At 46.7% G+C, this 12,873-nt stretch carries 11 protein-coding genes; 6 read left to right on the top strand and 5 right to left on the bottom strand.

The annotated features are described in order from the left end of the window. Window positions 1-232 precede the first annotated feature (232 nt). From pflA to clpS, 3 genes are all read left to right on the top strand, one after another. Complete coding sequence (gene pflA, locus QT979_RS19470) at window positions 233-973, top strand: pyruvate formate-lyase-activating protein (RefSeq protein ID WP_333311426.1); 741 nt, start codon at window positions 233-235, stop codon at window positions 971-973. A gap of 124 nt (window positions 974-1,097) precedes the next feature. Further along, the gene (gene adhE / locus QT979_RS19465; RefSeq protein ID WP_333311425.1) at window positions 1,098-3,728 is read left to right on the top strand and encodes a bifunctional acetaldehyde-CoA/alcohol dehydrogenase; all 2,631 of its coding nucleotides are present in this window, start codon (window positions 1,098-1,100) and stop codon (window positions 3,726-3,728) included. Between the two features lie 230 nt (window positions 3,729-3,958). Further along, window positions 3,959-4,252 (top strand): ATP-dependent Clp protease adapter ClpS, encoded by a 294-nt coding sequence (clpS, locus tag QT979_RS19460; protein ID WP_006633998.1) that lies wholly within the window; start codon window positions 3,959-3,961, stop codon window positions 4,250-4,252. Window positions 4,253-4,344: 92 nt separating this feature from the next. On the opposite strand, the gene QT979_RS19455 is transcribed toward clpS, so the two are convergent. Together QT979_RS19455 and QT979_RS19450 are read right to left on the bottom strand one after the other, a co-directional pair. Further along, complete coding sequence (locus QT979_RS19455; RefSeq protein WP_333215190.1) at window positions 4,345-4,845, bottom strand: plastocyanin/azurin family copper-binding protein; 501 nt, start codon at window positions 4,843-4,845, stop codon at window positions 4,345-4,347. Between the two features lie 103 nt (window positions 4,846-4,948). Beyond that, window positions 4,949-6,067 carry a tocopherol cyclase family protein gene (locus QT979_RS19450; protein ID WP_333215210.1) on the bottom strand — a complete coding sequence of 373 codons (1,119 nt, stop codon included), beginning with the start codon at window positions 6,065-6,067 and terminating at the stop codon, window positions 4,949-4,951. A 170-nt stretch (window positions 6,068-6,237) separates the two neighbouring features. Here QT979_RS19450 and QT979_RS19445 point away from each other — a divergent pair, with 170 nt between their 5' ends. Continuing rightward, the gene (locus QT979_RS19445) at window positions 6,238-6,819 is read left to right on the top strand and encodes an Npun_F5749 family FMN-dependent PPOX-type flavoprotein (protein WP_333215192.1); all 582 of its coding nucleotides are present in this window, start codon (window positions 6,238-6,240) and stop codon (window positions 6,817-6,819) included. A 162-nt stretch (window positions 6,820-6,981) separates the two neighbouring features. Here QT979_RS19445 and cysE read toward each other — a convergent pair whose 3' ends face one another. Then, window positions 6,982-7,779, bottom strand: coding sequence for a serine O-acetyltransferase (gene cysE / locus QT979_RS19440; RefSeq protein WP_242719981.1), 798 nt, complete (start codon window positions 7,777-7,779; stop codon window positions 6,982-6,984). Window positions 7,780-8,072: 293 nt separating this feature from the next. Next, window positions 8,073-8,555 carry a hypothetical protein gene (locus tag QT979_RS19435; protein WP_333035992.1) on the bottom strand — a complete coding sequence of 161 codons (483 nt, stop codon included), beginning with the start codon at window positions 8,553-8,555 and terminating at the stop codon, window positions 8,073-8,075. A gap of 59 nt (window positions 8,556-8,614) precedes the next feature. On the opposite strand from QT979_RS19435, the gene QT979_RS19430 reads away from it, so the two are divergent. Next, on the top strand, window positions 8,615-8,887 hold the full coding sequence (locus QT979_RS19430; RefSeq protein WP_333215194.1) for a hypothetical protein: 273 nt from the start codon (window positions 8,615-8,617) through the stop codon (window positions 8,885-8,887). 214 nt (window positions 8,888-9,101) lie between these two features. Beyond that, window positions 9,102-10,928 (top strand): penicillin-binding protein 2, encoded by a 1,827-nt coding sequence (mrdA, locus tag QT979_RS19425; protein WP_333215196.1) that lies wholly within the window; start codon window positions 9,102-9,104, stop codon window positions 10,926-10,928. A gap of 146 nt (window positions 10,929-11,074) precedes the next feature. Here mrdA and QT979_RS19420 read toward each other — a convergent pair whose 3' ends face one another. Further along, on the bottom strand, window positions 11,075-12,829 hold the full coding sequence (locus QT979_RS19420) for a DUF3352 domain-containing protein (protein ID WP_333311424.1): 1,755 nt from the start codon (window positions 12,827-12,829) through the stop codon (window positions 11,075-11,077). Window positions 12,830-12,873 lie beyond the last annotated feature (44 nt).

The raw sequence follows: 12,873 nt of genomic DNA, 5'->3' as shown, positions 1-12,873 counted from the left end.
ATCTTTGCTCTAAAAACCGCAGATGTAAGGCAGATTAACACAGATTAACGCAGATAATTGAGGGAATTGAGAGCTTGGGAGTGCAATAGGTTCATTGTGGGTAAGTTAGCGGTTGTCCGCCGCGAGGAATGTAGCAATCACAGTATCTATTTTTCAGCTCGTTTGACCTCAGAGACTTTCCGATCGCAGCGGATTAATTCATTATCTCGGAACATAACCAACAGCAAATTAAATGTCTGGAATTGGTCGCATTCATTCAATCGAAACATTTGGTACCGTAGACGGCCCCGGAATCCGGTTTATCGTCTTCACCCAAGGCTGTCCGTTACGCTGTCTTTACTGTCACAATCCCGACTGCCGCAATTCCCACGATGGTAAAGAAGTAACCGTCGATTATTTAATCGATCAAATTACCAAATGTAAATCCTACCTGCGGAAAGGAGGCGTTACAGTCAGCGGCGGCGAACCGTTGATGCAGCCGGATTTTGTCAGAGAAATCTTTAGTCGCTGTCATCAAATGGGATTGCATACAGCCCTTGACACATCAGGCTTCTGTGTTTTAGACGTTGCTAAACCGGTTCTGGAAATGACCGATCTGGTTTTATTGGACATCAAATCCTACATTCCCGAACTGTATTACAAAGTCACCAATGTGTCGATCGAGCCTACTTTAGCAATGGCCAAATATCTCAGCGAAATTGGCAAACCGACGTGGATTCGCTTCGTTCTAGTTCCTCACCTCACAGATGCCATCGAAAACATAGAAAAATTAGCGGATTTTATTGCCAATCTGAACAATGTGGAAAAAGTCGAAGTATTACCCTTTCATAAAATGGGAGAATACAAATGGGAACAATTAAAACTGGATTACGAACTCAGGGATACACCTCCAGCTTCACCGGAACTCGTGCAACAAACTGTTGATATTTTTCGCAGTCGCGGGCTAAATGCGATCGGAGCTAGCGGTATATAATAATTACAAGACCGCGTTCACAAGTCACAAAAAATCTAGAAATTATCTGCGTTGATCTGCGGGTTCCCTACCAATTAAAGATTGAGGCAATAATTTTCCCGAAATAAACATCAGGAAAAATAACATGAAAGTTACCAATTTAGAAGAATTAGAAGTCCTAATTCAAAAAGTAAAAGCAGCCCAAGCTGAATTTGCCACCTACACTCAAGAACAGGTCGATCGCATATTCAAGCAAGCAGCTTTAGCCGCTAATGCCGCCCGCATTCCCTTAGCCAAGGCAGCAGTCAAAGAATCGGGAATGGGAGTTATTGAAGATAAGGCCATCAAAAATCATTTTGCCTCGGAAATGATTTACAATAAATACAAAAACGACAAGACTTGCGGTATCATCGAGTCCGATCGGCATTTTGGTTACGAACGCATTGCCGAACCCGTGGGAGTGCTGGCGGGAATCGTTCCTGTAACTAACCCGACTTCCACCACCATCTTTAAATCTTTAATCGTGCTCAAGACGAGAAATGGCATTATATTTTCTCCCCATCCCCGCGCCAAATCCTGCACGGCTGCGGCGGCAAAAATCATCCTAGATGCTGCTGTAGCGGCAGGAGCACCACCGGATATTATTGGGTGGATTGACGAGCCCACTGTGCCGCTTTCCCAAGCTTTGATGCAGCACCCCGATATCAAACTAATTTTGGCAACTGGCGGGCCGGGAATGGTAAAAGCTGCCTACTCTTCAGGGCATCCGTCCCTCGGTGTCGGTGCGGGAAATACTCCCGCCATCATCGATGAAACCGCCCACATCCAAATGGCTGTCAGCTCAATTTTGCTCAGCAAAACTTTCGACAACGGCACGATTTGTGCTTCGGAACAATCGGTGGTTGTTGTGGATGAGGTGTACGATGCAGTGCAACTGGAATTTATCAAACGCGGTGCTTATTTCCTGAATGCTGAAGAACGGGAAAAAGTGCGGCAGGTAATCTTAATTGATGGTCGATTGAATGCCGAAATAGTCGGACAATCGGTGCAAAAAGTGGCGGAAATTGCGGGTTTTGTAGTGCCGGCTAACATCAGGGTTTTGATTGGAGAAGTTGATGCTATAGGTAAAGAAGAACCCTTTGCTTGTGAAAAACTTTCGCCGATTCTCGCAATGTACCGCGCCAAGGACTTTACTGAAGCAGTAGACAAAGCCGAAGCGCTGATAATTTTTGGCGGGCACGGACATACTTCTGTACTCTACACCGCTCCGCACAATCAGAAGCACATTCGTTATTTTGAAAGCAAACTAGAGACTTCGCGAGTGCTGATTAATACGCCTTCTTCTCAAGGTGCGATCGGCGATTTGTACAATTTCCGCCTCGATCCCTCCCTTACCCTCGGTTGCGGTAGCTGGGGCGATAATTCCATTTCTGTCAACGTGACACCCCATCACCTGCTCAATATCAAAACCGTAGCAGAACGGCGCGAGAATATGCTCTGGTTCCGCATTCCTCCCAAGATTTACTTTAAGTCTGGTTGTCTTCCTGTTGCTTTGAGGGATCTTGCAGGTAAGAAACGTGCTTTGATTGTGACCGATAAACCTTTGTTTGAATTGGGATTGATTAAGGAAGTCACAGATAGTTTGGAAGAAATCGGCATCGATCACTACACATTTTACGATGTGGAACCCGATCCTTCGCTGGCTACTGTTCGCAAAGGTTTAGAAATCTGCAATAGTTTCCATCCAGATGTGATTATTGCTTTTGGTGGTGGCTCGCCGATGGATGCTGCTAAAGTAATGTGGCTGATGTACGAGCATCCAGAAATTGAGTTTGAAGGATTGGCGATGCGGTTTATGGATATTCGCAAGCGGGTATACGAACTGCCGCCTTTGGGTTCAAAGGCAATTATGGTGGCAATTCCAACTACTTCGGGAACGGGTTCGGAAGTCACGCCTTTTGCGGTTGTTACGGATGAACGATCGGGGATTAAGTATCCGCTTGCAGATTATGCTTTGACTCCGAGTATGGCGATCGTCGATCCAGAGCTTACGCTGAATATGCCACGGAAACTGACTGCTTACGGTGGCATTGATGCGCTAACTCACGCTTTAGAAGCTTATGTTTCTGTGTTGGCTTCTGAGTATACAAATGGTTTGGCTTTAGAAGCGATTCGTTTGCTGTTTAAATACCTGCCCAGCGCTTACAAAAATGGTGCTAATGATCCGAAAGCGCGGGAGAAAGTACATTATGCTGCTACGATCGCCGGGATGGCATTTGCTAACTCTTTTCTGGGGGTTTGTCACTCAATGGCTCACCAATTAGGTGCAACTTGCCATGTCCCTCACGGTTTAGCGAATGCGCTGATGATTTCCCATGTAATTCGCTACAATGCAACGGATGTTCCGTTCAAACAAGCGATTTTTTCTCAAAACAAGTATCCTAACAGCAAGTGGCGTTATGCTCGAATTGCGGACTATCTGAATTTGGGCGGCGATACAGAAGATGAAAAAGTTGAGAAGTTGATCGCAGCGGTGGAAGATCTGAAGCGTCAGGTAGATATTCCTAGCACGATTCAGGAGGCGATCGCCAGTCAGGGAATGAGTGATGATTTCTTTTTTGCTCGCGTTGAGGAAATGGCAGATCGAGCTTTTGACGATCAGTGTACCGGAGCTAACCCCCGCTATCCGCTGATTGAAGATTTAAAGCAACTTCTGGTGCAAGCGTATTCTGACGCTGACACTTCTGAACTCAATCGAGAGTTAACTTTAGTGTAATCGGCGCGGTGCAATAGATTTCTCCCGAAAAGCCTGTCAATGGGGGGCAGGGTGTCTAACCCCTAATCCCCACAAGACTTTCTGGAGAAATCTAACGCAGGGTTCGGTGGTGAAAATAAACCCCGAAGCAGATCAAAATACCAAGTAGGAATTGAAAAAATCTGAAATTATGTTATGATTTTAGAGGTAACTATTTTACGAATTTTGTAGTTTCAGTGGCTGTTCGCGCGATGACCTCTTCACCAACCATAGCACCCGTTCGATCGAGTCAAGTTACCCGCAAACCTTATCCCAACTATCGGGTAATAGTCCTCAACGACGATTTCAACACTTTCCAGCACGTTGTGGAATGTTTGACGAAATACATTCCAGGCATGACGAGCGATCAAGCTTGGAAACTCGCCAACCAAATCCACCACGAAGGCCAAGCCACCGTCTGGGTTGGCCCGCAAGAGCAAGCAGAACTTTATCATATGCAATTGAGCCGTGCAGGACTGACAATGGCTCCGCTAGAGTCTACTTGATAAGTGTCTAGATGGCCGAAAGTTCGATCGATTGTTTGTCGCTAATTAATCGGAAATTGATAGGATGTCCGGTGAGGCGACGGAGATTGGGGTTAAGAGGCGATCGTAATTTTGCCAATCATCCCCGCTTCCGTATGTCCGGCTACCGTACAGCGCAGGTTGTAGGTTCCCGATTTCACGGGCACAAACACCCATTCTGCCATAGCGCCCGGTTTAAGTTCCAATTCGTGAATCGCTCCTTTAATTTCCACCTTACCCGCTTCAACTTTTTGAGTCCAACTCGCATCAGCAAAGTTTTTAGCAGTAAAATAATGTTTCTGCGAACTGGGATTTTTCAGCACTAATTTATAGCGCTTGCCCGATTCAAATTCTAGCAGATTGGGAAAAAACTTAAGTTCCCCAGCTTCGTTACCCAAACTAACAGTAATTTCGGTGACAGGTTGGCGCGACAAATCACCTGCAGCACTAGCAATTGCTGCCGGCCTCAAAATTGTACTCAAACATAAAATTAGTCCCAAAATAACTTTGAAAGTTTTTTGTAACCGCTGGCTGCGGTAGAATTTGCCTAATTGCCAACCGAGTAAATTGATCATGGCTGTTAAGACTACTGTTAACTATTAACTGACTAAGGACTAATAAGGACTGACTACGGACTAATGACTACGGACTAATGACTACTGACTACTGACTACTGATTTAATTCGATCGCCAAACTTCATCCCAAGGCCCGCCTCCAACTTCCAAACCCGATAAATAACTTTGAGCCTCTAAGATAATTCTAGAACGCTGCTTGCCATTTTTTTCCACATTTCCCCCCAACAACTCTCGCAATTGCAAGCGCAATTCGCCGTGCGTCGTATCCCGGCAGCAAAAAGCCATACCTTTTTCTGTAGGAGTTCGCACATAAGTACCAGGACTGGTTGTAGTGCCAATTAACTCAACTTCAAACTGACTATTTCTAGCCTGCATTGTCCAGCTTCCCCAAGGTTCAATATTCCAACTAACTTCCGAATTCCAAGGCACAAATTCGTAAAACTTGCCTCGGTAATGCAGACAAATCATTGCTACCGATTCCATCCACCACAGCACGCCCCGCTTGCCGCCACCAGCGGTTAAAGCTAAATCCTTTTCGCCTTGAAAACAATTGCAATTAATCCAAAACCACTTTTGCGGAAAAGCACCGCCCCAGTTTTTTTCGCTGTAAGCGGGAGCATCTTTAAATTCGTAGCGTTCGCCATTCCAATCAATCCAGCCCGTGGCTAAACCGTGAGCCATTAAAATTTGCCAGCCCGGCTCAAATACGGGGAGAAAAGATAGCATTCCCGCCGTAGATTTCTGGAGTTCCTGAGAGTTGCCCCAGCCATAAATAGGTTGGATTTCATACTGCCAAAAACAGTGGCTGCCACTTCCCGGATCGTGCAGATAACCTTGATTCAAACGAGCAGTAGCTTGATAGCCTTCTTCGACGCGGCTGTCGAATACTTGCGGCTCTAAATATTGGGGTTTAATTTGTAAATCTGTTTTGCCCCAATGTCCGAAACCTAAGCTTTCTCGATCCGCCCAAAACTTATTTACATTGGGAAAAGTGCGACACAAATAGCTATCTTTCGGGCCGAGAATCTGAGCTGCACCGCCACTGTAAGGTTGACCGCCTCTGGGATCTTCGATGGAATACATGAATGCAAAGGATTGTCCGTGAATCGGTAATGTTATTCTGTAGTACCAGCCTTCAAAAAAGCGGCGGGAACTGCCGTCCCAGTGGTAGCCACTGTGGGGAGTTTCAATAGTTTTGAGTTTTGAGAGTGAATTTGACATAGAATTACCAATAGGAGAAAGAAGAGTCATTAGTCATTAGTCAGTAGTCATTAGTCATTAGTCATTAGTTAACGGTTAACAGTTAACAGTCAACGGTTAACAATGCCCAATACCCAATGCCCAATTCCTAATGGCTAATGACTAATGACTAATATGATAGGTTATTAATTATGTCTTTAGCACTTTGGCGATCGCCCTTAGCTCGCGCGCTCCACCGCAATCGCAGTCTTGCTTTTTCCCGCTACTTGCAACTAGCAACGGTTCGGGCTACCGGGCGACCGGCTAACCGCACTGTGGTGTTTCGAGGCTTTTTAGCAGATACTAATCACTTAAAGTTTATTACAGATATTCGCAGTCAAAAGGCAGAGGAAATTAACCTCTATCCTTGGGGGGAAATTTGCTGGTATTTCCCGAAAACTCGTGAACAATTTCGGATTGCTGGAAAGCTCGTTTTGGTAGGGGCAGATTATCCAGAGGCAGAGTTGTTCTCATTGCGGTGCACAACTTGGCAGGAGCTTTCTGAGGCGGCTAGAGCGCAGTTTGCTTGGCCGCAGCCGGGGGATGACAAAGCCGAGGCTAGTGCTTTTGATTCTGCTTCCCCAAATGCGATCGAGCCGCTGCCTAATTTTTGCTTGCTGTTGTTGGAACCGGAAACGGTGGATTTGTTAGAGTTGCGGGGGGAACCGCAAAACCGATCGCTTTATCGGCGCGACGGGGAGGGAAATTGGTCTGTGCGATCTGTTAATCCTTGAAAAAGAAGTCATTAGTCAGTAGTCATTAGTTATTGGTTATTAGTTATTAGTTATTAGTTATTAGTTATTGGTTATTGGTTATTTGTTGTCAGTTCCAATGCCCAATGCCCAATGCCCCATGCCTAATGCCCAATGCCCAATGCCCAATGCCCAATTCAAATTTTAGATGCCGGTGCCGTCAAAAAACTCTTGAATTGCTTTATCTTTTAACTGACAAGTGGTAGCAACAGCTAATTGGGTTTTTTCAGCTACAGCTACATTGCTGGTTTGATTTAAAGTTGGGAATCCTGAAGGCGAATTGGGAACAGAATTTAAGGAGACAGATGCTTGAGGAAGCAAACTTTTTACTTGCTGTTCGAGGGATTCGATACGATCGAGCAAAGAGCGAATTACCACAGCTTCCGAATCCGGCAAACTGCCGTGTTCTAGGGGATTGACGCGCACTCCCGATCGATAGACGATGCGGCCGGGAATCCCTACCACTGTGCAGTCAGATGGTACGTCGCGGAGTACGACGGAACCGGCGCCGATGCGGACGTTATTGCCAATTTGCAGATTGCCGAGTACCTTGGCGCCGGCACCGACAACTACGTTTTCGCCGACGGTAGGGTGACGCTTGCCGCTTTGTTTGCCAGTACCGCCAAGGGTGACACCTTGGTAAATTAGGGCAAAATCGCCGATAATCGCTGTTTCGCCGATCACAACCCCCATACCGTGGTCGATGAATACGCTTTTGCCGATGGTTGCCCCTGGGTGGATTTCAATTCCGGTCAAAAAACGAGCAATGTGGGAAATCAAGCGGGGGATGAAGGGAAGTCCCAACACATAAAGCCAGTGTGCGAGGCGGTGCAGCACTAGGGCCTGAAGACCGGGGTAGCAAAACAAAACTTCCAGCCAGTTGCGAGCGGCAGGGTCGCGATCGAAAATTATACTGAAGTCAGCTCTAAGAGTCTTTAGCACTTTCGGAGTTACCTATTTTGGTTAAACACGCCACTTTCGATTTTACATTTTACTGGATGGCGGAAGTGAGCGGTCGATCGGGAGATTGGGTAGTGGGAGATTAAGAGAGTGGGAGATTGGGGAAATTGGGGCATGGGGAATTGGGAATTGGGCATGGGGCATTGGGAATTGGGCATGGGGCATGGGGCATGGGGCATTGGAACTGACAACAAATAACCAATAACCAATAACAAATAACAAATAACCAATAACTACTGACTACTGACTACTGACTACTGACTACTGACTACTGACTATTCCTGTACTGAGATTGTATAGTTAGACTTGACTCCGGGTTCGACAGTACCTACCCAAATCCTGTAAGAGCCTGCTTGCCAGTCAGAATCAAGTATGCCAGCATCTTTATTCTGACCTATATCGTCTCCGCAGCGCACCGCATTACCGGGGCCTTGTACGAGTAAGGTTGTGTCCTTGCCTCCGCTGTTGACTTGGAGCGTGAGTTTTGAAAATTTTTGCTGCAAGACTATGATGTGGTCGGGAGTTGGGGTGGCAAAACCCAAACATTTGTTTTTGTGGCGATCGGCGTTGGCTATGACAGATAGAGAGTACGATCCGCCTGTAGAACCTCTCAAAACTGCTGTTGGGGCTGCAAAACCTCGCGATAAAGTTAAAGTGCCGAAATTGGCTGTTTCTGCTAAAACTGGTAGGGCGGCGATCGCGGCGATCGCAGCCAAGAGCGCACCGTTTTTGAAATTGGCTCGCTGATTAAACAACATGGTAATACTCCTCGGTCACAACTTAAAATCACAACTCAGAATTTACCCATCGCAGCCCCTTGAATACAAACTATGGAGGAAGAATAATTTTTAAATTAGTTCAAAACCTCCTGGCTTCTCTTCCTTATGTCTATCAGGACAATCCGTGTACGATCGCGCTCGGTTGTGCCAGTCGGATTTCTGCCACAGGCGATCGACTCATATCCGAAATTGTACGGTGTCAAGATGATAAATTTGATACTCCTAGCATTCCTGTTGGCGATCGGTTCCCTATTGACACAGGCCTTGGTATTGTTACCTATAGGTCTATCTGGCTGGCTCCACCTCCCTAATTGGCTGAGCCTGACCTTGATTTTTCTGGGTATTTCTTGGTGCTTGGGGGATTAGTGAGCAGTCATGAGTTAATTAGTGATTAGTCAAAAGTTAACGCTTAATCATTCCGTTTCCCCCAACGGGCAAGGCACGATCGTCCCCGGTTTGATGATGTATACTTCAAAATTGACAATTCAAGAATCTAAAATCTAGGATTTGACATCTACCTATAGAATGATGCAACGACAAGTTTATTCGATCTCAGCATTTCACTCTTCTGACAAAACCCTGGCGGAAACTCCTAAGAAACAGGAGCGTCCGATACACCGGGCGATCGTGTTAATGCTGGTGGCGACCGGTTTGCTGGGCCTGCACGCTAGTCGGCTGGTGGAATTGCAACTGATACAAGGGAAGCAAAACCGGGAAAGAGCCGAAAACAATCGCGTTCGCCTAGTTCCCATGCCGGCGAATCGCGGACACATTATCGATCGCCAAGGCAAGTTACTAGCGGCAAACAATTTAGCTCGATCGGTATACTTGTGGCCGAAAGAACAAACGTCGGAAGAGTGGAAAGCGACAGCAGAAAAGTTGAGTCCGTTGGTTAAAATCCCGGCACAAGAAATTTTAAAAAAATTAAAAGAGGTCGATCCTCAATCCTACAGACCGGTGCGGCTCAAGCAAGCAATGCCGCCAGAGGTGTTTGTGCCACTAGCAGAAGAGGTGGGACAAATGCGGGGAGTGGAAGTGCGGCCAGAAGCGAACCGCTACTATCCCGAAGGCAGTTTGGCCGCTCACGTGATCGGATATATTGGCGAAGCTACCGCAGCAGACTTAGAAGATCATCCCGAATATCCGATGGGGATGATTGTCGGTCAAATGGGCATAGAAGCGAGCTCAAACCAGAAGATTGCCGGAGTTTGGGGCGATCGGCTGATCGAGGTAAATGCCCAAAATCAAGAATTGCGACTGATGGGAGATACACCGCCCAAACCCGGTGAGGCGGTGCAGCTAACCATAGACTTGTCTATGCAAAAAGCAGCCGAAAAAGCCTTGGGGCAGCGCCGGGGAGCAGTAGTGGCGCTGGATGTCAAAACCGGGGCGGTATTAGTTATGGCCAGCCACCCGACTTTTGATCCCAATCTGTTTACGCGAAAAATCACTAAGGATGAGTGGAAAACTCTTCAAGACCCCGAAAATCCATTTTTGAATCGGGCCATGCAAGGCTATCCCCCCGGCAGCACCTTTAAAATTGTGACTTCCGTCGCGGGCATGGAGTCGGGCAAATTTTCGCCGGACTCAATTCTCGGTACTTCTTCTTACATTACTGTGGGGGGAATTGATTTTAACGAACACAGCGGCGGTTACGGCGACATCGGCTTTCGGGATGCTTTGGCTTTCAGCAGCAATACATTTTTTTATCAAGTGGGGATTAGTACGGGGCCGGAGCAAATTTCTAAGTGGGGACACCGCCTGGGAATTGGCAAGGATACGGATTTGAATCTTTTGGGGCTAGGTGGCGGCGATTACGGTCAAATCCCGACGCCGGAGGAGAAGGAAAAACTTTATAAAGAACCTTGGTATGCGGGTGATACGGTAACGATGTCGATCGGTCAGGGGTTGGTGTTGATGACTCCTTTGGAGGGGGCGGTGATGGTGAGTTCGATCGCTAATGGCGGTTATCGGGTGAAGCCTCATCTCTTAACTTCTATGACCGGCACAGCGGAGACTAAACGGGTACATACGGGGATGAAACCTTCAACCATTCAGGTGGTGAAGGAAGGACTGATCGCGGTAGTTGCCCAGGGTACGGGACAGGGGATGAATGACGGTACGATTCCACTGACGGCGGGCAAAACAGGGACTTCGGAGGTCATTGGACAGGAGGATCACTCTTTGTATGTCGCCTTCGGGCCCGCTGACAAGCCGGAAATTGCGATCGCCGTGATTGTGGAAAATGGCGGTTATGGTTCTGTTGCCGCGGCCCCGATCGCCAAAGAGGTGTTTCAAGCTTATTTTGGGCAACAGAAAAAGGGGAAGCAGTCAGTAGTTATTAGTCCTTAGTTATTGGGAATGGGGAATGGGGCATAGGGAATTGGGCATAGTTTCTTCCTTCTTCCTTCTTCCTTCTTCCTTCTTCCTTCTTCCTTCTTCCTTCTTCCTTCTAACTACTGACTAATGACTACTGACTACTGACTAATGACTACTGACTAATTCAGCCGCATAAATATAGTAGCTTTGCGAATTCCTGTTATTTCTCCCGTACTGGTGACAGTAAGCGATCGCAAGTGATCGAACAATGGTCTTGCCGAAAGTTCAATTAACCTCAACAGCGGGATTTGTTTTTCCCAAATTGGCCTGCTGGAGGGCCAGTCTAAATAAAAATAGCCGTCGTTAGATGGCGGTAGCGGTTCAATGCTGGTTTGAAAATCTTGATTGGCAAATAAAGAGCCTGTTTCAGCGGCTTCTAGTGCTGCGTCCATTGCTTCTACTGAAGTGGTGAAAATTTCGTATTTGCCGACGCTGGCTCGTACTCCTTTTGCCTCGGTTTCGATCGCACTTTTTCTATTATTTTCTTCTCCATAATTTGGGTTTGTTGTCAACTGCGTCCAAGCGGTAATTTTCTGATTTCTGAGAGTGAAGCTGCCGATGCTGTATTCTTTGCTGCGGGCAATTTCATCGAGTTTATCGATCGCCTTTTGGGAATCAGGAGATTTTTCGGCGGCAAAAATCCAGTCAGCACTATTTGAGGAATTCGGAAGCACTGCTAGAGCGTATTCTCCTTGTACCCAGTTAAATATATCCTGTGGCAGGTTGACGCCCCAAACTTGCTGAATATCTGCCAGGGTGCGATCGACTAAATTTGAGACTTCTGCATTAGTGGAAACCGCCGATGACAAATCAGCCCAAAAATTCCTTAAATCGGTGCTGGCGACAGCGAAAGGACTGGCTGAGGGAATGTATTGCAAGGCTTGCACAGGTTCGGAGAGTGTTGGAGAAGCTGTGTTTTCTCGCGATGTCACTAAAGCAGTTTGAGCCAGCAATCCCCGTCGGTTGACTCCGACAGCAACTGCGAGAGAATTAAAAGAAACTTGGAGATTTTGCTCGGTTGCTGATTGCGGGAGATTGACAAATGCTAAAGCGATTCTGCCTTGATTTAGCTGCTGCAAAGCTTTTTGATATTCGGGGGTATTGTTGAGAGTTAGGTTGGCTGATTCAACGTTATTAATTGCATCTCGAATCACATTGGGGCTATTGGCAAATAAAACAAAATTTTGGTTATTCCCAGAATTTAAATTCCCGTCGATGGCTGCTGTTGCGAAGCTGGATGGCAACTTGGAAGTCGGCACAGAAAACTGGTTAAAAGGCGAAAGTGAAGCAGATTTTTTCTTGGTTATGGGTGCTTGTTTATAATTAATTTTCACGCCTTTATATATTTCCGACTGCACTGTTTTATCGGCACGAGATTGTTGGCGCCAGTAGGAGTCGAGAAATTTTTGGCTGCGATCGACCTTTTGGGAGGAAACCGCCAGCAAAAACCCGGCTTGTTGGCCGTTGCTGCTGTCGCCATCGAAATCTGGCGTTGTAACGGCGAGGGTTATTTCGTCACCTATCCAAGGTTGGATATCTCGACTGTAATCGAGGCCTGTATTGCCGAGGAGACTTTTTTTGATTTGCTCAAATTCTGCGTGCGATCGACTTCTTTCTTCAGGAGTGGCAAAAACTTGTCGCAATGCTTCGAGGCGATCGGGATTTACCAACATTGAAGCTAACAAAGGTGCTTGTTTCGAGACAAACACAGCCGCAGCCGGAGTAGTTGTCGGCCCGCCAGCGAGCAAATTCAGGGGAGTTTGAGTTGTCAGCCAGTAAAAACCACCGGCACTCAAGCCTAAAAGTGCCAAGACGCCAGCAATGAGGAAAGAAAAGAACGATCGCAATTTCATCGGCAAATGACAAATTACCACAGTCTCTGATTATACACCCAGAACCCGGACTTGTTTAAGAAGTC

The organism is Microcoleus sp. w2-18bC1 (assembly GCF_036700365.1).
Lineage (GTDB): Bacteria > Cyanobacteriota > Cyanobacteriia > Cyanobacteriales > Microcoleaceae > Microcoleus.
The sequence above is the reverse complement of the archived record's forward strand: the minus strand, read 5'-3'. Positions and strand labels throughout refer to the sequence as shown.